Origin of the sequence: Mycobacterium sp. E342, from assembly GCF_001667665.1 — a bacterium.
Classification (GTDB): Bacteria; Actinomycetota; Actinomycetes; order Mycobacteriales; family Mycobacteriaceae; genus Mycobacterium.
The window spans coordinates 48454-74896 of record NZ_LZJM01000070.1 but is presented as its reverse complement, the minus strand read 5'-3'; the positions used below and the strand labels follow the sequence as shown (position 1 = coordinate 74896).

Genomic DNA, 26443 nt, shown 5'->3' with positions numbered 1-26443 from the left:
CCGCTACAGAATCCCGAAGCCGCGCAGGGCTTTGATCGCGAACCAGGTACCGAATACCACGCTCACGACGACCACGATTGGCCGGTCGTGCTCACGCAGCCAGCGCAAGACCTGGTCGAGCAGAGTGCGTGATCGGTCCGGGAAAACCGCCGCGACAGCGACGATGAGGAGATTCACGCTTGCGGCGAGCGCCACGAAGAGAACGTAGGAACCGACGTTGGCGGGCCGGTCCAAATTCGCGTTGCCGATCACGCTGATGGCGGCGAGCGTGAAGACCCAGGCTTTCACCGACACTGCGATGACCCCCGCGCCGATGAAAAACGCCACGGGGGGCGTGGCCGACGTCAGCATGGTCATCCACTTCGGCGGCGGCGCGTCGGGATCTTCGTCCGTCAACAGCTTCCGCGCCGCGGCAATCAGCAGCAACAGGCCCACCACCAACAGCACGGTGGCAGTGATCCAGTGGTGGGGACGATCCGGGTTGGCGCTCCGCGCTCCCCAGTGCAGGATCGTGCCGAAGATGAGGCCTTGAAGTAGGCGAGTGCTGATGTGCCCCGCGACCCAAGCCGCGGCCGCCCGCACGCGCGACGGGGTGCCCAGCAGCATGATCGTGATGACGACTTCGATCGGTTCCAGCGCGCAACCGAGGAGCAGCGGGACAAGGCCGCCCCACATTGCGCGCACTATTGCGCTCCGAGCGCGGCGCGCATCTCCGCCTCGGCGATCGCCGCGGCCAGATCGGTGGGATGCGGGTGCACGGTGGCGTCGATGCGGTCGATTCGGCCGGTGAACCGGAAATCGTGCCCGTAGGGCACGACCGGAGAGCCGGTGTCGGTGCCCACGTCCAATGTCTCGCCGCTCATCGAGAAGCGGAACGGGACCGTGCGTTCGACGCGGCCGCCGGCCGCGGTGATGTCGTTGACACTCAGCGACACCGAGGCGCCTTTGCCCAGGCCGCCGCCGTCGTACTCGAACGAAAGCCCCAGTACGACAGGGCCTTCCGGCAGCGGCTCGGCCGCCGCGATGGTGGTGAGCTCATGACCCAGGTAGTTGTAGGCGAAGCGGGGAATGCCGTGCTGCAAGTACAGGCTCCACCCGGCCATCGCGCCCCCGATGCAGATGACCACGCCCTGAGCGCCCCCCACCGGAATGGTCAGCTGCGCCCGCAACTCGAATGAGGTGCTGGCGTAGCTCAATGTCACGGGTTCGGGGATGCGCACCTGCCCGGCGTAGTAGGTGACCGAGGTCCGCTCGGCCAGCAGGCTCGGCCGGTTTGCGGGGAAGGCGCGGGCCAGCGTCGCGTCGCTGAGCGGATAGACGTCGTATTTCCGCGCCTCGGCATCGAAAACGGCCTGCAGCTCCGCGAGCTTGTCGGGCCGTTGCGCGGCCAGGTCGATGCCCTGGCTGAAATCGTCGGTGAGGTGGTAGAGCTCCCAGCGTTCGGTGTCGCCGAACGGGGTGGCGCGCTGGGCGCGAACCCAGGGCAGTCGACCATGGAAACACGAGGCGATCCAACCATCGTGGTACACAGCGCGATTGCCGAAGATCTCGAAATACTGCGTGGTCCGCCGGCCTGCTGCGGCGGGGTCGTCGAACGAGTACCGCATGCTGACACCCTCGATCGGCTTCTGTTCGACGCCGTTGACACACGCGGGCATCTCGATGCCGGCGGCTTCCAGGATCGTCGGCACGACGTCGATGACGTGGTGGAACTGGCTGCGCTGCTCCCCCGCCGCCGCGATGCCCCGCGGCCATGAGATCGCCAGTCCATTGCGGGTTCCCCCGAAGTGCGAAGCCACTTGCTTCATCCACTGAAACGGTGCGTCGAGCGCCCAGGCCCAGCCCACGTTGTAGTGGTTTTCGCAGCGGGGCGTGCCGAAGTCGGCTATGTGGGCCAGCAGCCACTCGGGGTCCTCGGGCATGCCGTTCTGGAAGGCCGGTGAGCTCCACGCGCCGTGCAGCGTCCCTTCCGCGGACGCGCCGTTGTCGCCGCACAGGTAGATGAACAACGTGTTCTCCCAATGACCTAACGCGTCGACGGCGTCGATCACCCGTGCGACCTGGGCGTCGGTGTGGGCCAGAAATCCGGCGTAGACCTCCATCAACCGCCGGGCCACCGGCTTGTAGCGGTCGTCGTAGTCCGCCCACGCGGGTATCTGCTCGGGTCGCGGCGTCAACCCGGCGCCGGCGGGAATGATCCCCATTTCCAGCTGGCGGGCGTAGGTGCGTTCCCGAAGGGCATCCCAGCCGTCATCGAATCGGCCCGCGAAGCGGTCCGACCAGTCCGGCCACACCTGGTGGGGGCTATGGGTGGCGCCGGGCGCGAAGTACAGGAAGAACGGCTTGTCCGGCGCGGACGTTTTCTGCAGCCGGATCCAGTCGATCGCCTTGTCGGTGAGGTCTTCGGTCAGGTGGTAGTCATCGCGTCCCAGGTACGGCTCAACGGGCGTGGTCTGGTCGTAGAGCGCGGGTTCGTACTGCGAAGTGTCCCCGCCCAGAAATCCGTAGAAACGTTCGAACCCGAGCCCGGTCGGCCAGCGGTCGAACGGGCCGGCGGGCCCGATCTCCCAGATCGGGGTGAAGTGCGCCTTACCGAACAGCGCCGTGCTGTAGCCGTTCATTCGCAGCACCTGGGCGACGGTGGCGGTGCTCTGCGGTATGACGCTGTCGTAACCCGGGAATCCGTAGGCGATCTCGCAGATGGTGCCCATATGCGCGCTGTGGTGATTGCGACCGGTCAGCAGCGCGGCGCGCGTCGGTGAGCACAGCGCGGTGGTGTGAAACTGGTTGTAGCGCAATCCGGCACCGGCGACGCGGTCCAGCGCGGGGGTCGGCACCGGCCCACCGAAGGTCGACGCGGCGCCGAACCCGACGTCGTCGAGCAACACCACGACGACGTTGGGCGCGCCCGCGGGCGGGCAGACGATCGACGGTCTTACCGGCGTGGAGTCGGCCGCCGACGGGTTGATGACCCCGTCGAACCGCGCGTTCCCGCGGGGCTGGTCGACCATCGCGCCTCCTGGTGCTGGTGCAGCGGATCTCCCGGCTGTCCCCCAGGCAACTCGGCACCCTCACCGTAACGGACGGGAAGATCCATCGGCGTCATGTCTGCGGTCGCACGCCGAGCACATCGCGAAACAGCGCCTGCCGCAGTGCGAGTTCGCGCGGGTCGCTCCACAGGTGAAAACCCAGCCGATTCATCACGTAGGCGAACCCGACGCCGGTGTCCGGGTCGGCGCAGCCGAACGAGCCGCCGAAGCCGGGAGTGCCGAAGGCCTTGTCCGAGGAGCCGAAGGCGAAGTGCGGCACCGGTTTACAGAACCCGAGCGAATACGCCACGTCCACGTTCATGACCTTGTCGCGAGCGCCGCGGCTCGGGGCGAGCGCCGGTGCCCTCAGCGCCTCGAGGATGTCCCCGCCGAGGCCGAGTTCGGCTCCCCAGGTGGCCGCGCTGCCGTACAGCCGCGCGACCGCCTGGGCGGTGCCGATGCCGTTGGCCGACGGGATCTCGACCCTGCGCACCTCGTCGCGGTTGTAGTCGCCGTTGAACGCATTGACTCCGCGCGGGACCCCGATGGTGCGCGCGGTCAGGCCGACCGGATTGAGCGAGGCGCCGACGAATCCGGGCGGCATCACGTTCAGGTGCAGGAGCGTCTCCGCGCGCGCCCAGTTGTGGACGTGCGCCACCCGCCCGCGATCGACCGAATCGGGCAGCCCGATGTGCAGGTCCAGTCCCAGGGGCCGGACGACTTCGTCGGCCATGAAGCGGCCCAGCGTGCGGCCGGCCGGGTCGGTCCGGCGGATCAGCTCGGATTCGTACCAGCCGAGCGTGATCGCGTGGTATCCGTGCCGGGTTCCCGGGCGCCACGCCGGCGCCTGCGCCGCGAGGATCGGTGAGAGCCTGGCGGGGTCCGCGACGTCGGCCAGCGTGGGCTTCGGTTTGAGCGCGCACAGCCCGGCCTGATGCCCGAGGAGTTGCCGGACCGTCACCTCGCCCTTGCCCGCCTGCGCGAATTCCGGCCAGTAATCGGCCACCCGGGCGTCATATGAGATGAGCCCGCGGGACACCGCCACGGCCACGACCAGGGCGGCGACCCCTTTGGTCGTGGAGAACATGTTGACCATCGTGTCGGGCTGCCAGGGCTCCTTGGCCAACCCATTCCGATAGCCGCCCCACAAGTCGACGACCTTGACCCCGTCCCGGTAGACCGCGACGGCGGCGCCCACTTCCGCGCCGTCGCGGAAACTGGCGCGGAAGGCGTCGGCGACCTTTCCGTAGCCGGTGTCGACGTTGCCGCAAATCCGATCCGCCGGCACCGCAATCTTGAGCACCATCGTTCGCCTCCGGAAGGGAGACTAAGTCAACCGCGCCGCGAGGACCCCGCTTTTGGGCCGTCGTGCCGCGGCGGCGTCAGTGGCTGCCCAGGCTGCCGCTCAGGTACTGGGAGCGGCAGGCCCGGCGCGCCAGCTTGCCGCTGGTGGTGCGCGGAATGGCGCCGGCCGGCAGGAAACGCACGTCGGCCACGGGCAGCCCGTGGCGGCGCGAGACCGCGGCGCGGACCGCCGCGATGGCCGGCTGCGGGTCGGCGCGGCTGGTGCCCGCCGCCCGCTCGGCGACGATCACCAGCTGTTGATCGGTGCCCTCGGCCGGCACCGCGAAGGCGGTCACGTACCCGCGGCGGACGATCGGGGACGCTTCGGCGACCGTCGCCTCGATGTCTTGCGGGTAGTGGTTGCGGCCGTCGACGGTGACCATGTCGGCGATCCGGCCCGTGACGTACAACTCGCCGTCGAGGTGGGTGCCCAGGTCGCCGGTCCGCAGCCACGAGCGTTCGACGCTTGCCCCCTCGGCGTGGCTGCCCTCGGCGAGGCGCGATTGCAGCCGGGCGCCGAACGCCCGCCGGGTGTCGTCGGGCAGCCCCCAGTAGCCCCGGCCGACGTTGTTGCCCTGGATCCAGATCTCGCCGATATGGCCGTCGGGCAGCTCGGTCCCCGTGTCCGGGTCGACGATGACGGCCCACTCGCTGCGGCCCACCTGACCGCAGGAGACCTGCGCGACCGCTTTCGGGGCGTCCGCCGCCACCCGCACCGCTCGACCGGCGCCCAGCTCGTCACGGTCGAAACAGGCGGCGGTCGCCTGGGCGGCGGGGGCGATGGTCGCGACGAACAGGGTGGCCTCGGCTATGCCGTATGACGGCTTGAACGCCGTGGGCTTCAATCCGTATGGGGCGAACGCCTTGTTGAAGGTGGTGATCGCCTCGATGCTGACCGGTTCGGACCCGATGATCAGCACCACGTTGCTCAGGTCGACGTCCTCGCCCGGGGCGGGCAGACCCCGCTGGGCCGCCCACTCGTAGGCGAAGTTCGGCGCCGCGGTGACGGCGCGGCCCGCCTGGGCGGACAAGGCCTTGATCCAGCGCTGCGGCCTGCGGACGAACGCGGCGGGCGACATCAGCGTCGAGTGTCCCCCGTACACGGCCGGGAAGCCGATCATCGACAGGCCCATGTCGTGGTAGAGCGGCAACCAGCTCACCCCGTGGGTGTTGCGGTCGAGTAGGTCGATCGAAAGGATCATCTGCACCAGGTTGGTGCCGACGGCTCGGTGCGTGACCTCCACGCCCACCGGGGGCCGGGTCGAACCCGACGTGTACTGCAGGTGGGAGACGTCGTCATGACGTAACTCGGTGGGGGCGAAGGATTCCCGCTCCGAGTCGGGGATCTCGTCGACGACGATGACTCGCGGCCGCTGCCGTTGCGGAAGGGTGCTCAGAAAATCCTCGACCGCGCCCCGCGCCGCCGCCGTCGTCAACACGACCGTCGGCTCCGAGTCGCGCAGGGCGGTATCGAGACGTTCCGCATGCCCGGGCAACTCCGGCGCGAACAGCGGCACGGCGATGGTTCCGGCCTTGATCGCCGCGTAGAAACCCATCACATAGTCGAGGCTCTGCGGCGCCAGCACCGCGACCCGCTCGCCACGGCTGGCGGCCTGTTGCACGCGCGCGCCGATGGCTTCCAACCGGACCCCGAACTGCTTCCACGTCACCTCTTCGACCAGCCCGTCGGCCGAACGGCTGTAGTCCAGGAATCGGTACGCGACGGCGTCACCGACGTTCGCGATGTTGCGATCGATCAGCGAGATCAGCGTGACGTCCGGCGGCGGCATGACGTTGCCGTCGGCGTCCAGGCAGTCCTCGATCTCGAGCAAGCCGGGGACGCCCTCGGCGTGCCGACGCAAACCGGATTCCATGCAATTACTGTAGGCAGGGCCGCGCCGCATCCGGCGCGCCGCGACGGTGATCATCCGCACGCCGCCCGCGAAGCACGTTCGCGGGGAACCTCATTCGGGCCAGATCCGACGGTCGCGCTTTCGGGCCAGGGCGCGCGCAGGGCGGCCGGCGAACCCCACCCGGGAGACGCACGGTGTGGGCGGTAGCCTACGCGCGAGCGGCACGCAGCGTGGTCGCTGAATTCAGGCGGGGGTGGGTCATGTCAGGCAGAACGTTTTCATTCGAGGTCAACCGCACCAGCACCGCGCCTGCCGCGACGCTGTTCCGGCTCGTGACCGACGGCGCCAACTGGTCGAAGTGGGCCAAGCCCATCGTCGTGCAGTCGAGCTGGGCCCGGCAGGGCGATCCCGCGCCCGGCGGGATCGGGGCCATCCGCAAGGTGGGACTGTGGCCGGTGCTGGTCCAGGAGCAGACCGTCGAGTACGAGCAGGATCGGCGGCATGCCTACAAGCTCGTCGGGCCCCCGACCCCGGCCAAGGACTACTCGGGCGAGGTGGTGTTCACGCCGAATCCGGCGGGCGGAACCGACATCCGCTGGACCGGTTCGTTCACCGAGGGTGTGCGCGGGACGGGTCCGGTGATGCGTGCCGCCATGGGCGGCGCGGTCCGGTACTTTGCCGGCAGACTGGTGAAAGCGGCCGAGCGCGAATCGGACGGCCGACGCTAGTTCGCTTCCCTAGGCGCAGCAGCTGAGCCGCTACGTCGCGTCGACCTCGTCCTGGTATTTCTTCGTCATGTGCGCGACGGCGTCCAGCTGCGATTGCGCCAGGCTCTCGCGGGCCTGTCCGGCCCGCGCGGCGGCATCCAGCGTCGGTTGCGCCTGGCCCTGGAAATGCGGCATGACCTCGGCGGCAAACAATTCGGCGGATCGCCGCGTGGCGGCCGGGTTGGCCCACTCGTGGCCCATCTGCAGCATGCAGCCGAACCCGCCGGATTGATCCCACAGGCGCTGCACCTGCTCGCGCGCCCGCTCGGGCGTACCGATCACGCCCGCCCCGTTGTCGTTGATGACGTCGATCATCTCGTCGAGCTGCTCGCCCGGCATCGTCATCTGCGGGAAGGCGGCCACTTTCTGGAAATAGCGGAACCATGGCTCGATGCCGAACTTGACCTCTTCCCGGGCCTGCTTCTCGGTCTCGGCGAGGTGGAACAGGCCGACCAGGCTCCAATTCTTGCGGTCGACCTGGGTGCCGAAGGCCGCCGCGCGCTCCTCGACGATGCCCCAGTGATAGGAGAGCGCGTTGAAACCCTCGACCGTCAGCGTCGCCCCGATGGACAGCAGGCCGATGCCGTGCTTGCCCGCCAGCCGCGCACCGGTTGGCGATGCGACCGCGGCGACCGACAGCGGGATCCCGCCGTCCGAGTACGGGGCGAGTTGCAGCTTGGCGTCGAACAACTGGTGCGTGGCCGTCTTGGCGCTCACCGTCTCCCCCGCCAGCAGCCGGACGACGATGTCGAGGTTCGTTTCGAGCAGCTCGCGGGTGTCCGTGGGGGTGAGCCCGATCATCGACGAGTCGCTGGGCAGTGAACCCGGACCCACGCCGCCGATGATCCGGCCATGGGTGAGGTGATCCAGCAGCATCAGCCGGTCGGCGACCCAGAGCGGGTTGTGGTACGAGAGCGAAATGACCCCGGTGCCAAAGCGAATCCGCTTGGCGCGTTCGGCCGCGGCCGCGATGAAGATCTCCGGCGAGCTGATGATCTCGCTGCCGGCCGAGTGGTGTTCGCCCATCCACACTTCGTCGAAGCCGAGGGCGTCGAGGTGCTCGATGAACTCGAGGTCGCGCTGCAAGGCCAGCGTCGGGTTGGTGCCCGCTCGATGGAACGGGGCGATGAAATATCCAAACCTGAGCTTCGCCATTGAAGTCCCCTTGCATCCGAGTTGGGCAGAACCATAACCCGAATGCGGTGCCCGGCCTAGGGCGTTGGCGTCGCCACGTTCGGCGAAGTCGAGTTTTCAGCCGGCGGGGCCGGGTGATCCCAGCCCCGCCGACTAGGGGAGCAAGTCTGTGTCTCGGTGCGTCAACTCAGCAGACGGGCGTCAGTAGCCGCCGCAGACGTTGCCGACGCACCCGCCGCCGCCACCCGGGCCGCCGCCGCCACCCCCGACACCGGGGATGCTGCCGCCGCCACCGCCGGGCCCGCCGCCACCGGTCGGGCCGCCAGGGACTCCGCCGCCTCCGCCGCCGGGCCCGCCGCCACCGGTCGGGCCGCCGGGGACTCCGCCGCCGCCACCCGGTGTCGACGGGGCGACGCTCGACGAGGGCGTCGTCGTCGGCGTGGTCGTGCTGCTGGGCCCCTTGTTGCCGCCGCCGCCACACCCAACCGCCAGCACGAGCATGGCCGCACCGCCGAAGAGCGCGACCGAGTTTCTTGCTGCAGATCTCATCGCAGTCCCCAATCCCCACCCGCACCGCGTGCAAGTGGTCCACTTCTCCTTACCCCGGCGTGCGTGGGGGCAAACGGGATTCGACGCCGTGACTTCCCCCGAAAAACGCCGGTGGCCCATCACGCGGATGGGCCACCGGAATCATGGCGCGCCTAGCAGTCGAGGCCGGACACGCAGCTGGCCAGGGTGGCCACGTGGATGCCGCCGGTCGTCACCGTCGCCGCCGTGCTGGACGGCGTGTGCGCCGCCGGCGCCGAAGCGCCGCCCGCCGGGCCAACGCCGACCCCGCCGAATCCGACCGCCAGGGCAACCGCGGACGTCCCGCCGAACACTGCAACCGCCGTCTTGATCTGCGCCTTCATCAACCGCTCCTTCCCGCTGCAGCGCGTCGTGTGTGGCGCGCATCCATGAGAGCAATCATACATATATGCAACTATTGCTACACGATACATTGCGCGTGGTACGTCGAGCGGATACCGCAGGAAGGCACGCCCGTCGCCAGCCCCTGAACTAAGGGCCGGGGCGGTGCTGGACGCGGGTGATGACGCGAGCGGAAAGCCCTTGGGGCTGAAGGAGTTGGGGCCGATGGCCCATCTCGGGCTAATGGGCCATCGGCGAGCCAAATCGTATCCGCTGACAACTGTTGTCATGCGGGAATTTACAAACGTGGCAATAAGAAATTTTCTTATTCGTAAATTGGATACCCACCCCGAGGGCGTGCGGGGCCCGAAACCCGGATGGTGTTGCCGTCCAACGCCTTCGCCAGCGCGGAGGACGCCGTCCGCCGGCTAATCCTCCTTGGTGATGAGCTTTCGCAGGGCGACGCGGTCAGGCTTCAGCAACTCCTCGATGCGCGGCCGATTCACCTCCGCGACGATGATCTCGCCGACCTCCTGGTTCACCTCGCTGAAGATGCCGTGGGACTTCATCTTCGAGGTCTGGTACAGGTTGTCCTCCGTCGGCGTCACGTAGTACACCGCGTCGGCCTTGAAGCGGTGCACGAGCCACAGGTGGATCAGTGTCATCAGCCGCTTCTGGCGCAACTTCTCGGCGAAGGTGTTCTGATCGCGGACGGTCAGGATGCTGCGGCCGTGGCGGTCCTTGATGGGGTCGAAGACGACGTTGGCGAGCTGCTCGTCCCCATTGCCATAAATGCCCAGAACCAACACATCCGAGCCGGCACGCCGGGGCCGCAACTGCACCCGCAGCTTCTCGCCCAGGTGGTAGTGCTCGCTCCACAGCGTCAGCCATTCCTCGAGCAGCTTCTTGGGCACCTCCGTCTGCACCAGATGCTGATGCTGGGTCGAGCCCTTGCCCATCGCTTTGGTGGTCGCCGTGCGCCCGGAGGACGCCTGTAGCGCCGCATCGCTGCGCGGGCCGCCGACCAGCGTCTGCGGCGTGCGGTATGGCGACTCGACCAGGCGCATCTTGCGCTGCAGGCGGGCCAGCGCCAGCATGCCGTCCTGCTTGAGGGAGGTGGCGAACTCCTCGGCCGCCACGCCGTCGATCTGATGCCCGCCGTAGGTGATGAAGTTGAAGACGAAACCCATCTTGCCGAGCTCCTCGGGGAAGCGCTTCATCTCCTCGTCGGTCATCCCGGTGGTGTCCCAGTTGAACGACGGCGAAAGGTTGTAGGCCAGCATCTGGTCAGGGAACTTGGCGTGGATCGCCTCGGCGAACTGCCGGGCGTCGGCCAGGTCGGCGGTCTTGGTCTCCATCCACAGGATGTCGGCGAACGGAGCGGCCGCGAGCGATTTGGCGATCGCATACGGGATTCCGCCGCGAATCTGGTAGTAGCCTTCCGGCGTCTTCGCCAGCTCGCAGTCCCACGGCGGGTCCGCGCCAAGCTCCTTCGCCTTCTCCCGGGCCGCGTACAGCGACGCGGACTCGGAGAATTGGCGCCACTGCTCGGGGGTCATGCCGACGGGCTCGTCCTCGCTCTCGCCGAATGCGAGCACCTCGGCGACGGCCTCGCCGTAGGTCATCAGTCCGGCGTCGTCCTCCCAGGCGGCCACGAACCGCGACTCGACCTGGTCGAAAAGGTCGTCGATCGAGTCGTGTCCGTCCTCCCGCCCGGCGTTCACCGCCTCGGAGATCAGGCCCTGGATGCCCTGGCGCTCGAGCCAGGCGGCGGCCGCGGCGTACTCGGAATCGGCCAGCGCGTAGAGGAGGTGGCCGTTGAGCTCCTTGACGCCCAGCTCGTAGAAGCGCCGGACCATCGCCAGGAAACATGCCTTGTACGAAGGGATGTTGAGGTTAGTGGCGCCGAGCAGGAACGGCTGGTCGCGCTCGTCGGCGCGGCTGTCGATCAGGTTGGCCGCCTCCGCATCGGTGCGCGCGACGATGATCCCCGGCACGCGCATGATGTCCAGCTGGAAGCGAGCCGCGTTGAGCCGCTTGATCTGTTCGTCGGATGGCACCAGCACCTTGCCGCCCTGGTGGCCACACTTCTTGGTGCCCGGCCGCTGGTCTTCGATGTGGTAGCCGGCCACACCGACCTCGACGAAACGGCGGATCAGGTTGCGCACGTGCGGATCACCGCCGTGGCCGGTATCCGCGTCGGCGATGATGAACGGGCGATAGTCGTACGCGGGTGTGGTGGCGCGCTGCCGCTCGCTCATGTTCAGGCGCAGGTACTGCTGATTGCGGTCGGCGGTGAGCAGGGCGCGCACCAGCACCGCGGCGTCGTCGGGCACCTGGCTGAGGGGGTAGCTGGCGAGGTCGGGGCCGGGGTCTTCAGTGGTGGAGCCCTTGGCCGAGGTCGCCCAGCCGCCGAGGTAGATGCCCTCGATGCCCATCCGCTTCATGGCCACCGCCTGGCCGGGCGAGTAAGGACCGAAGGTGGTGATGCTCTTCTTGGCGGCGAACAGTTCGCGCAGCCGGTCGTAGAACGCCGTCGCCGCGTTGCGCGCCACCGGGTAGTCGGTGGGGATCGTGCCGCGTTGCTCGACTACCTGGCGAGCGGTGTAGAGGCGGGTGATGCCGGCGAAGCGCGGGCCGTCCATGTACCGCTGGGTGGCGGCGAGGTCGTCTTCGAACGATGTCCGGACCTCGGTGTCCGAGTCAATGATGGCCATGGCCGTGAGCTCCTCTTCGGCGAGATTCCCCTGAAAACGAGAGTCTATCCCCGGAACAGGCCGTTCAATCAGGGGTCAAAAGACCCGAGCCAAAACTGTTGTCGTGCCGTAGTCCGGCAGCCATCGAGCGCCCACCCCGGCCGAGGCGTGGCCGCCGATCGGGGCGGGCCGCACATCGGCGCGACTGTTTAAGCTTGCAACGTGGTGCGGCACAGCGCTTTTCGTCATTCCGGCCGCCTGGCCGCACGTCGGCCGAGCCAGTCGCGCTGGCGGCGCACGAACTCCGCGTCGACGACACGTCCGTGTCCCGGGACGTAGCGGGCTTCCGATCCGCCGAGCGCAAGCACTCGATCGAGGGATGCCGGCCACGCGGCGAGGTCGGAGTCCGCGTCGATGGCCGGATCTCCGGACTCCTCGATCAGGTCACCGGTGAAGACCACGATCGGGTCGCCCGCGTTTCTCCCGGGGGCCACCGCCACCAGATCGGACGTCGTGTGGCCGCGGCCCGGGTGCGCAACCTCGACGGTGCGTCCGCCGAGGTCGATGACCGCGTCGTACAGCCCCCGCTGGGGGCAATGCAGGGCCGCAATCGCCCGGTCGATCGCGCGGGGATCGGCACCGTGGCGCAGCGCGTCGTCGCGGAGTGCGCCCGTCGCCGAGGACAGCGCGTCGACGACCCCGGGCGCACAGTAGAGGTCCGCCCCGGCGAACACCGACGACCCCAGGACGTGATCGAAATGCTTGTGCGTCAACACGATATGAGTCACCGGGCGTCCAGCGAGCCGCCGCACGTCGGCGTCGATCACCGCCGCCTCGGTGAGGGTGGAACCGCTATCGACGAGCAGCACCCCGCTGCTCCCCCACACCAGCCCGACCGTGACATCGCAGAACGGCAGCCGGGTGCGGTGCACGCCGTCGGTCAGCCGTTCCCACGTCAACTGCACGGCTTCAGACGGTAGCCCCCGGACGGGGCACGAGTAGGGCACACGACTATGGCGGGGAAATCGGGTTTCTGGCGTCGTCGCTCTGGCTATGTTGCACCCATGGCTGTCACCGAATCCCGAGAAGTCGTCATCGAGGCCACCCCCGATGAGGTCATGGACGTGTTGTTCGACCTGGAGTCGTTGCCCGACTGGTCCTCGGTGCATCAAACCGTCGACATCCTCGAGCGCGACGACGAGGGCCATCCGCTCAGGTCCCGGCAAGTGGTCAAACTGGTGGGCTTCACCGAGGAGCAGGTGCTGTCCTACGTGGTTCACGACGACGGTGTCAGCTGGACGCTGGACAGCGCCAAACAACAGCGCGCGCAGGAGGGCCGGTACACGCTGACCCCTGACGGGGATTCCACCCGCGTCCGTTTCGACCTCACCGTCGACCTGCTGATGCCGGTCCCGGGCTTCCTGCTCAAGCGGGGCGCCAAAAGCCTGATGGACACCGCCACCAAGGGCTTGCGCAAGCGGGTCCTGGAGGTGAAGCAGGCCGGAAGCTAGCACCTTTTCTGCCGCGCCCCGGTCGGCGACACTTTATCTATGAAAACCATGACGACGGGCAGCCGGTGGCGGATCGCATTCGCCGTGGCGGCGCTGGCACCGGTGCTGGGCTTGGCCGGCTGCGGCGGGCACGGCGACTCCCGGACGACGGCGCCGTCGACCCCGAAGGTGACGACCCTGGGGCGCAGCGTCCCGGCCGCGCCCGCCGGCGGACCGTTGAGCATCGCCAGCCCGGCGTTCGCCGACGGCGCGCCGATCCCCGTGCGGTACACCTGCAAGGGCGCCAACATGGCGCCGCCGTTGACATGGTCGGCCCCGCTGGGCGCGGCGCTCGTGGTCGACGACCCCGACGCCGTCAACGGCCTCTACGTGCACTGGGTGGTAGTTGGAATCGCCCCCGGCTCCGGCAGCACCGCCGACGGTCAGACGCCGGCCGGGGCGACCACCCTGCCGAATACCGGCGGGCAGGCCGCATATCTGGGCCCGTGTCCGCCCGCGGGAACCGGCACCCACCACTACCGGTTCACGCTCTACCAGCTTCCCAACGACTACCGGTTGCCCGACGGCCTCGCCGGCGTCCAGGCGGAGAACACGATCGCCGGCGCCGCGACCGCGCAGGCGCAGCTCACCGGAACGTTCGGCGGCTGACCGGGCTTCAGGCCATGTCGTCGAGCGCCTGATAGCCGGCGTTGTAGCCGGGCGTGAAGGTGATGCCCGGCCCGCCGTGGCATCCCGCCCCGCCGAGGTAGAGGCCGTCGATCGGGATCGGGAAGTCGAGGAATCCCTTGGGCCCCGGCCTGTTGGGCCCCATCAAGTCCGGATGCAGCAGGCCGTGGCAGAAGTCGCCGGCGGGCGCGCCGAACATCGTGTTCATGTGGTAGGGCGCAAAGGTGATGTGGCGGATCACGATCTCCCTGAAGTTGGGCGCCAACCGGGTGACCTTGTCGATAACACGCTGTGCCATCTCGTTTTTGAGTCGCCCATGGTCGTGCCGGTCGACTTCGACCGGGAAGGCGTACGCGTAAGCGCTCGCTGCGTGCTTGCCGGGCGGCGCCATGCTCGGATCGTGCACCGACGGGATCTGCATTCCCATCGACGGGTTGTCCGGCACGATGCCCCGCCGGCAGTTCTCCCAGTGCAGCTGCTGTTCCTCCGGCGCGCCGAAGATTCCGACCGACTGCTGCATGCCCTCTTCGTTCAAGAACTCGTAGGGCGCGGCGAATTCGGGCAGCCCGTCAAGGGCGAAGTGAATCTGCACGAAGGAGGCCCGGTGGTCACGGCCGGACAGGCGCGAGATCAGCTCCGCCGGAACGTGCTCGGGCGCGACGAGGTCGGTGAGCGTGACGTCCGGCGCGAGGTTGGATACCACGATGGGCGCGGTGATCGTCGACCCGTCGCGCAACCGCACCCCCGTCACCGCGCCGCGCTCGACGAGGATCTGTTCCACCTTGGCGCGGAAGCGGATCTCACCACCATCGGAGACGAAGAGCTCCCGCAGGTGTTCGGTGAGCGCGCCGATGCCGCCCTTGAGTTTGGTCATCATCGCCGTGGAGTCGTCCGGCACCGCCAGGGCGAAGGCCAGGCAGGTGGCACTTCCCGGCGTGTAGGGGCCGCGGTAGGTGGAGTTGATCGCGAGGAACGCGAGCATTCCCCGCATGACCGCGTGCTTGTCCTTGTCCGGCAGGTATCGGTCGATGACATCCATCGCCGACCCGAACAGCATCTCGTGGATGGCCCGCCGTTCGGCGTCGTTGGCCGCGCACGCGTACATCTCGTCGAGGGACTTCGGTGGTGTGCGAACGTCGAAGCGCCCCAGCGCCTTAGCGGGACCCTGGCTCCACCCGATCAGTTCGGCCATGCCGGTGACGGCTTCGATGCCGTGCTTTTCGCCCAGGTGAGTCATCAGCCGCATCGGGTCGCGGTAGAAGACCATCGGTTCCTCACCGCGGTCGCCGATGTTGGTTGACATCACGTCCGGCTCCACCGTGGGCAACGTGTCCAGCCCGAGGTCCTTGGTGATCTGGCTCGCCGTCGGGAACTGGACCGAACCGGCGATCTCGTACCGGAAGCCGTCGATCAATTCGACGGTCGCCGCCATGCCCCCCGCGTAGGTGTTGGCCTCCAGGCACAGCGTTTGCAGGCCCGCGCGTTGCAACACCGTCGCCGCGGTCAAGCCGTTGTGTCCCGCTCCCACCACGATCGCGTCATAGTCCGCCATGGCTTCCTCCTGGGTCGGCGCGTGACAAGAATATGTCAGTACTGACACAATAGGAAGATGTCAGTCCTGACGCGCTTCGATCGGCCGGGATACCATCCCGGTGGGATGAGCACGCCGACGAACCGCCACGAGCTACGCCGCCGATCGACGCACGAGGCACTGCGCCACGCGGCACTGAACAGCTTTGCGCGCAAGGGATTCGCCAACGTCACCGTGACCGAGCTGGCCCGCGAGGCCGGCGTCACCGAACGCACCTTCTTCCGCCACTTCCCCACCAAGGAGGCGGTGCTCTTCCAGGACTATGAGACGCAGCTGGAATGGCTGGCGGAGGCGCTCGCGGGGCGGCCCGCCTCCGAGCCGCTCTTCGACGCCGTGCTCGCGAGCGTCGCGGCCTTCCCGCACGATCTCGAGGTGGTTCGCCAGGCCGCGACGGCCCGCGCGGAGTTGATCAGCGCCGAGCGGATCGCGGGCCATCTGCGCGTCGTGCAAGCGTCGTTCGCGCGCGTGCTGACCGACTTCGTCAAGGGCCGCAACCCGGACATGGCGGACAGCGACCTGCTCGCCGAGGTCACCGGCTCGGCCCTGGCCGCCGCTCTCGTTGTGGCGGTGGAGAATTGGGGCCGCAACGGCTGTACCGGCAATCTCGGCGAACTCGTGGCGTCCAGCCTGGCGCTGCTGCGCTCGGGTTTTGCGCTGCTCGCCTGATCCGTTGAGTGTGCGCCCACGGCGGCGACACGCCGAGCAATGGCGCCGGGTGCGCACGCGCGAAGCCGTCAGCGCACCCTCAAACGTTGCGCGCGCTCTCGACGGCGGCCTCGACGAAGCGGCGCAGCACGGCGCTGCGCGCGCGGGGCAGAAACGCCAGCGAGACCGGGCTCTGGGGTGCGCCCCGCAGGGCGACGAATCGGACGCGGGGGTGGATGTTGCGCCGGACGGCGACGTCGGGGATCACACCGATGCCGCGGTCCGCCGCGACGGATTCCAGCCACTCGTCGAAATTCTCTGTCTCCACAATGGTTTTCGGTCCTTCGCCCGCCGGCCACGACCACGGCCCGGTGGTCCCGCTGGCCGTGTTGACGACCAGCGGCCACTGCGGCACCTCGGCCCAGTCCAACTCGCTTCTGCCGGACAACGGCGAGTGGACCGAACACACGGCCACCCGGGTCTCGTCGAACAGGTGCATGACCCGCACGGCCGCTGACGTCACCTGCCCGCGGACGACGGCGACGTCGACCCGGCCCTGCTGCACGGCGCTGAGCGCATCGTCGGTGCGGACCAGCCGTACCGTCGTCCCGGTGGCCCGCTCGAAGCGGGCCACGGTGTCCTGCGCCCAGGGGTCGGGTAGTAACCAGCTGAAGCCGAGGCCGATGCTCCTCTGCCGGCGTACGGCGCCGAAGGCCCGCTCCAGCTCCGCGAGGAGCCGCTCGACGTGGTCGAGGAACGCCCGTCCGGCGGGCGTCGCCTCGACGTGCCGCGACGTGCGATCCACCAGCGTGACACCGAGCGCGTCTTCCAGCTGGCGGATGGTGCGGCTGAGTGCCGGTTGGGTGATGCGGAGTTCGTCGGCGGCCCGGGTGAACGACTTGAGCCGCGCCACCGCCTCGAAGGCGCGCAGGTGGCGCAACTCAACTCTGCCGCTCTCCATCACGCCCATGCCTGAGAAGCATAGATCGATGACAGCGGGCATTTCACAGGCGCTCGCGACGAACCTAGCGTCATAGCCAAGGACATCAATCAGAGGAGACGAAATGCCGCTGCTGTACATCGACGTCATCGAGGGCCGCACGCCGTCGGAGGTCCGGGCGCTGCTCGACGCCGTTCACGACTCCGTCGTCGAAGCGTTCGGCGTGCCCCCGCGGGACCGCTATCAGGTGGTGCGCACCCATCCCGCCCACGAAATCGTCGCTTTGGATACCGGCCTCGGCATCACCCGCTCGGCGCGGCAGGTGATCGTGCATGTGGTGAGCCGGCGGCGGACGCGGGCGATGAAGGAGAAGTTCTACGAACTGCTGGCCACCAACCTGGCGGAGCGGTGCGGGCTAGACGCGGCCGACCTGATCGTCTCGGTCACCGAAAACGGCGACGAGGATTGGTCTTTCGGCCACGGCCGGGCGCAGTTTCTCACCGGGGAGCTGCAATGAGCCTCGACACACGAGTCACCAGGCTCTTCGGCATCGAACACCCCGTCGTGCTCGCCCCGATGGCGATGATCTCCGGGGGGCGGCTGGCGGCGGCGGTGACGGCGGCCGGTGGCCTGGGCCTCATCGGCGGCGGCTACGGCGACGCGGAATGGCTGCGGCGCGAATTCGACCGAGCCGAGGGGGCGAACGTCGGAACTGGGTTCATCACCTGGAGCCTGGCCCGGCAACCCGAGCTGCTCGACGAGGCCCTGGAGCGGCGGCCCGCCGCGATCATGCTGTCCTTCGGTGAGCTGCAGCCGTTCGCCGATCGCATTCGCGCCGCGGGCGTCCCGCTGATCGCGCAGGCGCAGACGCTCGACCACGCGCGCCGGGCCCTGGACGCCGGCGCCGATATCGTGGTGGCCCAGGGCGGCGAGGCGGGCGGGCACGGGATGACCGTCCGGTCCACGTTCACGCTGGTGCCCGACGTCGCCGACCTGGTCGCCGAACGCGCTCCGGGCACGCCGGTGCTGGCCGCGGGCGGGGTCAGCGACGGGCGCGGCCTAGCCGCCGCGCTGGCGCTCGGCGCCGACGGCGCCCTCGTGGGCACCAGGTTCTGGGCGTCGCCGGAGGCGTTGGTGTCCCCGCTAGCGCACGATCGGGCGCTGACGGCCAGCGGTGACGACACCTTTCGCACGCGCGCCTATGACCTGGTGCGACGGCTGGATTGGCCGGACGACTACAACGCGCGGGCGCTGGGCAACGCCTTCCTCGACAGGTGGCACGGCAACGAGGATCAGCTGGCCGCGTCGCTGCCCGAAGCGGTGGCCGAGTATGAGAATGCTGTTGCGGCCGAAGATTTCGACACCGCCGCCATACTCGTCGGCGAAGGGGTGGGGCTTATTCGCCGGGTCCGGCCCGCCGCCGACATCCTGGCGGACATGGTCGAGCAGGCCGCCCGGATCCTCAACCGAACGGCCTCAGTACAGCGGTGACCAGTCCGACGTCCGCAGTAGCCGGCTCTGCCACTGGTCGCGGTACTGCAGGGCGTCGAACATGTAGCTGCCGGGCGCCCGGTGCTCCGGCGGGATCTCCTTGGTCAGCAGGTGGACCAGGGCCGCGTAGTTGTTGGAGTCGTCGATCTTCTGCCACAGCATGGCCTCTCGTCGCCGGTGGCTCCCATGCGCCACCTGGAAACACGCCTGGATGTCCAGGATGCGCATCCTGGCCGGCGCCCGGGACAGCGGCCGATAGTAGATCTCGTCCCACGAGCGGATGTAGTCGTCGAGCGGCGCGTACGGCCAACCGGTGTCCTCCATGAACATCGTCAGCGGGTGCGTCTGGCCCGTCGTGGGCACGCCGGCCAGATCGACCGACTGCAACGGTGACCAGTCGACCGGCAGCAGCAGCTTGCCCCTCACTTCGTGGCGGAGGTTGTCCAGTTCACGAATCCATGGGCGCAGGTCTCCGCTTTGAGTCCTGCGCACGAGCCTTTCCCACGCCGCGCCGTCGATGATGCCGGTGATGGTGACCACGTTGTACGACAGCCCGGATCCATGGGCGTGGTTGGTGTACCAGAGCAGCCGCGCGTCATCAGCGGCGGCGAGCGTGGGCATCCAGCCCTCGCGGTAGGCCGCCTCGAATTCGTCCTGCCGTGTGCCGACCACCTGGTGGGTCTCGTGAAGAAACAGCATCGAAACTCCCGGGTTTCAGCCCTGATTGGCGATCAGCGCGGCGAGCTGGCGGCGGCTGACCTTGCCGGTCGAGCTATAGGGGATGTCGTCGACGAGCGCCAGCCGCTCGGGCAGCTTGAAGTAGGCGATCGACTCGCGACAGTGCGATCGCAGATCTTCCAGAGTCACTGGCGCGCAAGCCACCACCGCAGCTCCCACCCGCTGGCCGAGCTCGTCATCGGCGATTCCGGCGACCGCGACATCCCGCACCGCCGGGTGCGAACGCAGCGCTTCCTCGACTTCGGTCGGCCCGAACTTCTCGCCCCCGCGATTGATGGTGTCGCTGAGCCGTCCGCACGGGAAGAAGTAGCCGTCGGCGTCCTGGCGGGCCAGGTCACCGGTGCGCAGCCAACCGCCGGTGACGTTCTGGGTGGTGTTGACCCACAGCTCCCCCACCGTCCCGGGCTTCACGTCCTCTCCCGTTTCGGGGTCCACCAGGCGCACGTCGACCCCGGGCAGCGGCCGGCCGACGGATCCCGCCCGTGCAGGATCGCGGTGATCGGCGGGCATCAGCGTCGTGTAGGCGCCGAGGGTCTCGGTCTGCCCGAACACGTTGGTAAAAGCCACATGCGGCAGGGCGGCCATCGCCCGGCGCACCAAAGCGACGGGTGCGGCGGCGGCCCCGTAGGCGATGGCGACCAACGACGACAGGTCGGCGCCGGCGAAGTGCGGATGGTCGAGAATGCGTTGCAGCATCGTCGGAACGAGGAATGTGGTGGTCACCCGATGTTGGGACACCAGGCGCAGCCACTCGCCGGCGTCAAATCGCGGCTGCACCACCGACGTGTTGCCCGAGTACAGGCTGCCGAGCGTGCCCAGCGCGCCCCCGACGTGAAAGAACGGAACGCACATCATCCCCACCGAGGGTTTGGCGTCGGTACGAAACGGTGCCGCCATGCCCTTGATCCGCCGTGTCAGCTGCCGGCCGGTGATGCCGACGGCCTTCGGCAGTCCCGTTGTCCCGCTGGTGAACAGGATCAGGGCATCGCGGTCGGCGATCTCATCAGGCGCCGCGGCATCGGCGCCCTCCAGCAGCAGCTCGGCACCCAATACCGTTGGCGCACCGGCCTCTCGGAGCCGGTTGGCGTAAGGCTCCCCCGCGACGGCCACCTCGGCACAGCCGGCGCCCGTCAAGAGGCCGCGGAGCTCGTGCGGCGTCAGCGCCGGGTTCATCAGCGCGGCCGCGGCGCCGATGCGGGCCGCCCCCAGCACGGCCGCGATCGAGAGCACGCTTCCGCCATCGACGACCGCTACGCGCTGGCCGGCCACCACGCCGCGGTCGGCCAGGCCGGCGGCGCACCGGCGCACGGTCGCGGCCAGCTCGCCGTAACCGATCGAGCGCCCCTCGATGATGAGCGCGACGCGAGCGGGATCGTCCGTCGCGGCGGCTTCGAGGATCGTTCCGATATTCATGGGATCCAGGCTCAGTGCAGGGGTGACCACGCGGAGGTGCGCAGCAGCCGACTGGTCCACTGGTCCCGCAGTTCGAGGGCGTCGTGCATCCAGGTCCCCGGGGCGCGAAATTCGTGGGGGATCCGGGTGCGGAGCAGTGCGAGCAGTTGCTCGGGCTGCTCAATGCGTTGCATCAGGATGACCTCGCGGTGTAGGTGACTGCCCAGGGCGGGCTGAAAAGCCGCCTGGATTAACAGCATTGACGACGGCCGCTCCAGGCTCTGGGCGTACACGTCGCCGCTGCGCTCGATGTATTCCTCGAACCTGTCCGGGAAGGGCCACATGGTGTCTTCCATGTAGAGGCTCAATTCGTGCTCCCGCCCGTCGACCGGCACCTCCTGCAGCGGCATCTCTTGCAACGGCGACCACGGTAGTGGCGCGAGCAGCTTGGCTTCGACGTCGTAGCGCAGTTCGTCCAGCCCGCGCATCCACGCCTGCAGATCACCCCGTTGCACCCGCAGCGCCAGACGCTCCCACGCCGCGCCGTCCCGGACCGCCGTGACGGTCACGACGGTGTAGGACGGGCCGCTGCCCTGGGCATGGTCGGCGTACCAGAGCAGTCGCGCATCATCGCCGGCGGCGACCATGGGCATCCAGCCCTGCCGGAACGCGGCCTCGAAATCGTCCTCGCAGCGCCCGCGTACCTTGTGCACCTCGTGCATGAACAGCACGTCGAGACGGTAACTCCGAACGCGTTGTCGGGTCTACGGGTGCGCAATCATGCCCTGGACAGCCCGGTGGCGAACTGGTTTGCTCGACTCAGTAACTACCTCACCGCAGGAGTCGCCGATGGCCCGCCTCAACGTGCCGGATGGCCCGGGCGGCGAAGCCGCCATGATCTGGACGCTGCGGCCGCAACTCGGTGACATGGTGGAGCGGATGATCCGCGGCGCGTACCAGCAGAGCGTGCTGCCGGCCGACGAGCGGGAGCTGGCCAGGATGCGCATCGCGCAGATCAACGACTGCGTCGCCTGCTCCGGTTTCCGGGCCCAGTCGGTGCTGGACGCCGGGGTCGCGCCGGAGCTCTACGACAACGTCGCCGCGTACGCGAGCTACCCCGGCTATACGCCGCGGCAGCGGCTCGCCATCGAGTACGCCGAGCGGTTCGCCACCGACCACGCTTCCCTCGACGATGCCTTCTTCGGGCGGCTGCGGGAGTCGTTCTCCGACCCCGAGATCCTCGATCTCACCCTCTGTGTCGCGGTCTTCCTGGGCCTGGGGCGCTCGTTGACCGTGCTGGGCGTCGACCAGTCCTGCGCAATCGATCTCTAGGGAGGAACACCGGATGGATCTGGCCACCGTCGACGAACTGCTGATGACGACGCGGTCGGTGCGCAGGCGCCTCGACCTGGACCGGCCGGTGGGCCGCGAGGTGATCCTCGAGTGCATCCGGCTGGCGATGCAGGCGCCGACCGCGAGCAACGCGCAGGACTGGCGCTGGCTGGTGATCACCGATGCCGACAAGCGTGCCGCCATCGCCGAGATCTACCGCAGTGTCGGCGCCGACTATCTGGCGCACGCGGCCAAGGAGGCGTCCGACCCGCAGACCCGGCGGGTGTACGCGGGCGCCCTGGCGCTGACCGAGACGCTGGGCAAGGTCCCGGTGCATGTCATCCCGTGCCTGGAGAGTCGCATCGACAACTCCAACCTGTTGACCGCCGCGTCGGCCTGGGCGTCGATCATCCCGGCCGGCTGGAGCTTCCTGCTCGCCCTGCGGTCCCGGGGGCTGGGTTCAGTGTGGACGACGATGCATCTGGCCAAGGAGCGGGAGGTGGCCCAGCTGCTCGGCATCCCGGACACCGTTACGCAGGCCGCGCTGTTTCCGGTGGCCTACACGATCGGCACCGACTTCCGGCCGGCCGCGCGGCCGCCCGCCGAGACCGTCACATTCTGGGATAGCTGGGGAGACGGCTGATGCAGTCCTACACCGTGCGGTTTCACGTCGATGCGCCACCGGCGAAGGTGTGGCGGGTCCTGCATCCTCCCGCCCCGCCCGACGCGCCGCGGCCGCGAGTCCTCGAATGGCCCGGCGGCAGCATGGAGATCCTGAACGAGGGCAACGAGGCCGGTGAGGGTCTGGTCCGCACCTGCGTCTACGAGGTGCCCAAGTACCTGCTGTCGGGCGGCCGGGCACGGTCGTGGGAGACCGTCACGGAAGCCGAGAAGAACAAGCTGTCGCGCTACGTGGCCGTCGGCGCGCCGCTGTGGTCCCGGGCCGAGGGCTACCACCGGCTCGAGGAACAGCCGGACGGGACCACCGTTTTGACCTTCCACGAGACCTACCGCGCCTACAACCCGGTGCTGCGCTTCCTTCTCGAACGCCCGGTGCACGCGAAGATCTCTCGCGACAACCTCAAAACATATGAGCATGCGCTCGGCTACGCCGGTCGGGTGCGCCGGCTCGCGTAGGGCCCACGGCCAGCCGCGACCAGGGGTTATTCGTCCGGAAGCGACAGCCTGCGCCTGGCGCCTCACGTGATTTAGGCTGCTCGTCCCGGTACGCTGGCGTGCTATGGGGTTTGAGGCTGGTGTTCCTACCGCGGCGCGGTTGGCCGTCGCGGGACTGGTGATCGCGGGTTGGACGGCGTCGGCGGGCTTCGCGGGGGCCGACCCGGACCAGACGCCGGCACCGTCGCCGTCGCCTGCGGCGTCGCAGGGACCCCCTCCGGGCCCCCCGCCGTCGTCCGCCTCACCGGCGCCGTCACCGGGTGCCTCACCGGCGGCCTCGCCGGCGCCCGGACCCAAGACGAGCATCGACAAGGACGGCATCTACAACGTCGGGACCGACATCGTCCCCGGGATCTACAGCTCGGGTGGGCCCGTCAACAACGGCACCTGTTACTGGAAGCGGACGGGCAATCCCGACGGCAACATCATCGACAACAGCATGAGCAAGAAGCCGCAGGTGGTGCAGATCGACCCGACGGACAAGGCGTTCAAGACCTCGGGTTGCCAGCCTTGGCAGCTGACGCCGGACGCCACCCCGCCGCCCACCACGCCCCCCGCCGGTGTGCAGGGCACCCTCGGCCTGCTCAACGGGTTGCTCGGCGGCCAGGGCGGGCAGCAGCCTTCGCCGCCGCCCCCGCACAACTGACAAGTCCCGACGCGCCGTGGCCAGTGCGCAACAGATCGTCGTCGTCGGTGCCGGTGTCAGCGGGCTGACGTCCGCGGTGTGCCTGGCCGAGGCCGGCTGGCCGGTGCGGGTCTGGACCGCCGCCCTGCCACAGCACACCACCTCGAAGGTGGCGGGCGCGGTATGGCTGCCACCGCGTCCCGCCGAACGCGCCAGCGACACACTGGGCTGGACCGAACACTCCCTGGGGGTCTTTCGCGAACTCGCCACCGTTGCGGGCTCGGGCGTTCAACTGGCGCCCGCGCTGGCCGCCGGCGAGCTGACCGCGACCGAGGCGATGGCGTCCGCCGCGGCATTGATTCCCGACCTGCGGTCGGCCGACCCAACCGACCTGCCGGACGGCTTCGACAACGGCTTCCGGGCCACGCTGCCGATGATCGACATGCCGCACTATCTCGACTATCTGACGCGCCGGCTGGCCGCGGCCGGCTGTGAAATCGAGGAGCATCCGGTGCGGTCACTCGCCGAGGTCGCCGACGCCGCGCCGATCGTGGTCAACTGCGCCGGTCTCGCCGCGGGACGCCTGGCCGGAGACGACACCGTGCGCCCCCTGTTCGGCCAGCACATCGTGCTCACCAATCCCGGTCTGCGGCAACTGTTTCTGGAGATCAACGGCGGCCCGGAATGGACCTGCTATTTCCCCCATCCCCAGCGCATCGTGTGCGGCGGGATCAGCATCCCCGACCGCTGGGACACCACCGCGGACCCCGACGTGACCGAGCGAATCCTGCACCGCTGCCGCCGGATCGAGCCGCGGCTCGCCGAAGCCGAGGTGGTGGAGACCATCACCGGGCTGCGTCCGGACCGCCCGTCGGTGCGGGTGGCGGTCGAGCCGCTGGGGCGGGCGCTCTGCATCCACAACTATGGCCACGGCGGCAACGGCGTGACCCTGTCGTGGGGTTGCGCAGGCGACGTGGTCCGCCTGGCCGGTCAGCCTGAGGCACCATGAGCATCGACTACGCGCTGGACGCCCACATCGTGACCATCACCATCAACCGTCCCGAAACCCGCAACTCGCTCGACATGCAGCACTTCCGCGACCTGGCCCACGCCTGGGCGGCGTTCCGCGACGACACCAGCGCCTGGGTGGCCGTGATCACCGGTGTGGGGCAAGACTTTTGCACCGGCGCCGACCTCAAGAAGTTCATCCCGGAGCTCACCGGCGACCTGCCGCAACCGGACGGCTGGAACAAGGACGACGCCATCCACGCCGTCCTGCACCGCTTCCCCGTCTACAAGCCGGTCATCGCCGCGGTCAACGGCACCTGCGTCGCCGGCGGCTTCGAGATGCTGAGCTCGACCGATATTCGGGTCGCCGTGCCGGCCGCGCGATTCGCGGTGATGGAGCCCAAGCGCGGCCTGTTCGCCGGCGGTGGGAGCACTGTGCGACTGCCGCGTCAGATGCCCTACCCGCTTGCGATGGAGCTGTTGCTGACCGCCGACATGGTGGATGCGCAGCGGGCGCTGGCGATGGGACTGATCAATCGCGTGGTCCCCCCCGAGCGGCTTATGGACACCGCCTACGACTATGCCGAGCGCATCGCGCTGAACGCGCCACTCGCGGTGTTCGCGACGAAGCAGTCCGCCGTCGAGGGTTTGGCGCTCGATCTCGAGTCGGCGTACGACAACGAAACCCGGCACAGCGACCGCATTTTTGAGACCGAGGACGCCAAGGAGGGGCCGCGCGCCTTCGCCGAGAAGCGACCGCCGCGCTGGCAGGGACGTTAGCGGCGGCTGACGTCGCGAATGATCAGCGACAGCAGCCAGCTCACGATCGACAGGACGACCGCGGCCCAGATCGCCGTCCACCAGAAATGATCGATCTGCAGACCCCAATGCGTGGTGTGCTCGGTGATCCACGCGGTGATCCACAACATCAGCGCGTTGACGACGACGTGGAACAGGCCGAGGGTCAGGATGTACAGCGGGATCGACAGGAACTGGACGATCGGCTTGATGAACGCGTTGACCAGACCGAAGATCACGGCGACCACGAAGATGATGCCGACCCGCTGTAGCTTCGTGTCACCGCCGACGAACGTGATCCCGTGGACGAACTTCGTGACCAGCCACAGCGCGAAACCGGTCAGTGCGGCGCGAAGCAGAAAAGGGCCCATGGTCCAAGATCCTGCCACCGGCCGTCGGCGAAGGGCAGCCCCTTCGTGTCGACATTCGTCGCTACGCGTTGCCGCGCTGGCCTTCCGCCGCCAGGTACTTCACCATCTGGCACAGGTTGACAACAGCCGCGCTCAACTTCTGGATGGTGGCGTCCCGATCTGCCACACACGTCTGCCAATCGGGAAACTCCTGCGGGGCTTTCTGGTTGTCCGCGTTCACGTGGATCTTCTGCTCGATTTGGTCGCACAGGTCCGCGAGGGTCAGCTGTCCCGGCGCGCTGGAATCGGAGAACCATTTGTCGGTCATGTCAGATCATCGCCTCCCAAAAAAGGTGTCACGAGGCTATCGGGTCGCCGGCCAGGAGGGTCATGCGGGCTGAAATCCGGGCGATGAAAGCGGCCGAGTCGTCCGGGCGGTGTGCCGCGA

Annotated in this window: 28 protein-coding genes; 12 read left to right on the top strand and 16 right to left on the bottom strand. The window is 68.6% G+C overall.

Annotation, left to right across the window (positions count from 1 at the left end; translation table 11 throughout):
- Positions 1-3: 3 nt before the first annotated feature.
- The 4 genes from A5692_RS03695 to A5692_RS03680 all read right to left on the bottom strand — a co-directional run bounded on the left by A5692_RS03695 (position 4) and on the right by A5692_RS03680 (position 6247).
- Entirely contained in the window at positions 4-675 is a 672-nt protein-coding gene (locus tag A5692_RS03695; RefSeq protein WP_068052365.1) for a GAP family protein, read from the bottom strand.
- 8 nt (positions 676-683) lie between these two features.
- Entirely contained in the window at positions 684-3011 is a 2328-nt protein-coding gene (locus A5692_RS03690; RefSeq protein ID WP_068052216.1) for an arylsulfatase, read from the bottom strand.
- 91 nt (positions 3012-3102) lie between these two features.
- Complete coding sequence (locus A5692_RS03685) at positions 3103-4335, bottom strand: serine hydrolase domain-containing protein (protein WP_068052215.1); 1233 nt, start codon at positions 4333-4335, stop codon at positions 3103-3105.
- A 76-nt stretch (positions 4336-4411) separates the two neighbouring features.
- A complete protein-coding gene (locus A5692_RS03680) occupies positions 4412-6247 on the bottom strand; it encodes a fatty acyl-AMP ligase (protein WP_068052362.1) in 1836 nt (611 codons plus the stop codon).
- A gap of 239 nt (positions 6248-6486) precedes the next feature.
- On the opposite strand from A5692_RS03680, the gene A5692_RS03675 reads away from it, so the two are divergent.
- The gene (locus A5692_RS03675) at positions 6487-6954 is read left to right on the top strand and encodes an SRPBCC family protein (protein ID WP_068052212.1); all 468 of its coding nucleotides are present in this window, start codon (positions 6487-6489) and stop codon (positions 6952-6954) included.
- Positions 6955-6984: 30 nt separating this feature from the next.
- Here A5692_RS03675 and A5692_RS03670 read toward each other — a convergent pair whose 3' ends face one another.
- From A5692_RS03670 to A5692_RS03655, 5 genes are all read right to left on the bottom strand, one after another.
- Positions 6985-8148, bottom strand: coding sequence for an LLM class flavin-dependent oxidoreductase (locus A5692_RS03670; protein WP_068052209.1), 1164 nt, complete (start codon positions 8146-8148; stop codon positions 6985-6987).
- 180 nt (positions 8149-8328) lie between these two features.
- Positions 8329-8676, bottom strand: coding sequence for a hypothetical protein (locus A5692_RS28820; protein ID WP_156765912.1), 348 nt, complete (start codon positions 8674-8676; stop codon positions 8329-8331).
- Between the two features lie 152 nt (positions 8677-8828).
- Complete coding sequence (locus tag A5692_RS28815; protein WP_068052206.1) at positions 8829-9038, bottom strand: hypothetical protein; 210 nt, start codon at positions 9036-9038, stop codon at positions 8829-8831.
- Positions 9039-9464: 426 nt separating this feature from the next.
- Positions 9465-11753: an isocitrate lyase ICL2 gene (gene aceA / locus A5692_RS03660; RefSeq protein WP_068052204.1), complete on the bottom strand. Its 2289-nt coding sequence runs from the start codon at positions 11751-11753 to the stop codon at positions 9465-9467.
- Positions 11754-11977: 224 nt separating this feature from the next.
- Positions 11978-12697 carry an MBL fold metallo-hydrolase gene (locus A5692_RS03655; RefSeq protein WP_068052201.1) on the bottom strand — a complete coding sequence of 240 codons (720 nt, stop codon included), beginning with the start codon at positions 12695-12697 and terminating at the stop codon, positions 11978-11980.
- Positions 12698-12796: 99 nt separating this feature from the next.
- On the opposite strand from A5692_RS03655, the gene A5692_RS03650 reads away from it, so the two are divergent.
- The gene (locus tag A5692_RS03650; RefSeq protein ID WP_068052198.1) at positions 12797-13243 is read left to right on the top strand and encodes an SRPBCC family protein; all 447 of its coding nucleotides are present in this window, start codon (positions 12797-12799) and stop codon (positions 13241-13243) included.
- A 39-nt stretch (positions 13244-13282) separates the two neighbouring features.
- On the top strand, positions 13283-13891 hold the full coding sequence (locus A5692_RS03645; protein WP_068052195.1) for a YbhB/YbcL family Raf kinase inhibitor-like protein: 609 nt from the start codon (positions 13283-13285) through the stop codon (positions 13889-13891).
- A 7-nt stretch (positions 13892-13898) separates the two neighbouring features.
- Here the strand turns inward: A5692_RS03645 and A5692_RS03640 are convergent, their stop codons facing one another.
- A complete protein-coding gene (locus A5692_RS03640) occupies positions 13899-15461 on the bottom strand; it encodes an NAD(P)/FAD-dependent oxidoreductase (protein ID WP_068052188.1) in 1563 nt (520 codons plus the stop codon).
- 105 nt (positions 15462-15566) lie between these two features.
- On the opposite strand from A5692_RS03640, the gene A5692_RS03635 reads away from it, so the two are divergent.
- Complete coding sequence (locus A5692_RS03635) at positions 15567-16166, top strand: TetR/AcrR family transcriptional regulator (protein WP_068052184.1); 600 nt, start codon at positions 15567-15569, stop codon at positions 16164-16166.
- 79 nt (positions 16167-16245) lie between these two features.
- Here the strand turns inward: A5692_RS03635 and A5692_RS03630 are convergent, their stop codons facing one another.
- Complete coding sequence (locus A5692_RS03630; RefSeq protein ID WP_231984167.1) at positions 16246-17115, bottom strand: LysR family transcriptional regulator; 870 nt, start codon at positions 17113-17115, stop codon at positions 16246-16248.
- Positions 17116-17209: 94 nt separating this feature from the next.
- On the opposite strand from A5692_RS03630, the gene A5692_RS03625 reads away from it, so the two are divergent.
- Together A5692_RS03625 and A5692_RS03620 are read left to right on the top strand one after the other, a co-directional pair.
- The gene (locus A5692_RS03625) at positions 17210-17602 is read left to right on the top strand and encodes a tautomerase family protein (RefSeq protein ID WP_068052182.1); all 393 of its coding nucleotides are present in this window, start codon (positions 17210-17212) and stop codon (positions 17600-17602) included.
- A complete protein-coding gene (locus tag A5692_RS03620) occupies positions 17599-18576 on the top strand; it encodes a nitronate monooxygenase family protein (RefSeq protein WP_068052179.1) in 978 nt (325 codons plus the stop codon). Before A5692_RS03625 ends, A5692_RS03620 begins: the two co-directional genes overlap by 4 nt.
- On the opposite strand, the gene A5692_RS03615 is transcribed toward A5692_RS03620, so the two are convergent.
- Genes A5692_RS03615 through A5692_RS03605 form a run of 3 tightly spaced genes read right to left on the bottom strand, consistent with a single transcriptional unit; the run spans position 18562 to position 21428 of the window.
- Positions 18562-19275, bottom strand: a complete 714-nt coding sequence (locus tag A5692_RS03615; protein ID WP_068052176.1) for a hypothetical protein — start codon at positions 19273-19275, stop codon at positions 18562-18564. The two genes, A5692_RS03620 and A5692_RS03615, sit on opposite strands and share 15 nt — an antisense overlap.
- A 15-nt stretch (positions 19276-19290) precedes the next feature.
- Complete coding sequence (locus A5692_RS03610; protein WP_068052174.1) at positions 19291-20727, bottom strand: class I adenylate-forming enzyme family protein; 1437 nt, start codon at positions 20725-20727, stop codon at positions 19291-19293.
- An 11-nt stretch (positions 20728-20738) separates the two neighbouring features.
- Positions 20739-21428, bottom strand: a complete 690-nt coding sequence (locus A5692_RS03605) for a hypothetical protein (RefSeq protein ID WP_231984174.1) — start codon at positions 21426-21428, stop codon at positions 20739-20741.
- 127 nt (positions 21429-21555) lie between these two features.
- On the opposite strand from A5692_RS03605, the gene A5692_RS03600 reads away from it, so the two are divergent.
- From A5692_RS03600 to A5692_RS03575, 6 genes are all read left to right on the top strand, one after another.
- Entirely contained in the window at positions 21556-22038 is a 483-nt protein-coding gene (locus tag A5692_RS03600) for a carboxymuconolactone decarboxylase family protein (RefSeq protein WP_067743627.1), read from the top strand.
- A 13-nt stretch (positions 22039-22051) separates the two neighbouring features.
- A complete protein-coding gene (locus A5692_RS03595; protein WP_068052167.1) occupies positions 22052-22681 on the top strand; it encodes a nitroreductase family protein in 630 nt (209 codons plus the stop codon).
- Complete coding sequence (locus tag A5692_RS03590; protein WP_067924043.1) at positions 22681-23175, top strand: SRPBCC family protein; 495 nt, start codon at positions 22681-22683, stop codon at positions 23173-23175. Before A5692_RS03595 ends, A5692_RS03590 begins: the two co-directional genes overlap by 1 nt.
- Positions 23176-23278: 103 nt before the next feature.
- Positions 23279-23860: a hypothetical protein gene (locus tag A5692_RS29345; protein ID WP_068052166.1), complete on the top strand. Its 582-nt coding sequence runs from the start codon at positions 23279-23281 to the stop codon at positions 23858-23860.
- 16 nt (positions 23861-23876) lie between these two features.
- Positions 23877-24848, top strand: a complete 972-nt coding sequence (locus A5692_RS03580) for an FAD-dependent oxidoreductase (protein WP_068052165.1) — start codon at positions 23877-23879, stop codon at positions 24846-24848.
- Entirely contained in the window at positions 24845-25627 is a 783-nt protein-coding gene (locus A5692_RS03575; RefSeq protein ID WP_068052162.1) for an enoyl-CoA hydratase/isomerase family protein, read from the top strand. Before A5692_RS03580 ends, A5692_RS03575 begins: the two co-directional genes overlap by 4 nt.
- Here the strand turns inward: A5692_RS03575 and A5692_RS03570 are convergent.
- Together A5692_RS03570 and A5692_RS03565 are read right to left on the bottom strand one after the other, a co-directional pair.
- Positions 25624-26016 carry a phage holin family protein gene (locus A5692_RS03570; RefSeq protein ID WP_068052159.1) on the bottom strand — a complete coding sequence of 131 codons (393 nt, stop codon included), beginning with the start codon at positions 26014-26016 and terminating at the stop codon, positions 25624-25626. The genes A5692_RS03575 and A5692_RS03570 overlap by 4 nt on opposite strands.
- Before the next feature lie 61 nt (positions 26017-26077).
- Positions 26078-26323: a hypothetical protein gene (locus tag A5692_RS03565; RefSeq protein WP_068052157.1), complete on the bottom strand. Its 246-nt coding sequence runs from the start codon at positions 26321-26323 to the stop codon at positions 26078-26080.
- Positions 26324-26443: the final 120 nt, after the last annotated feature.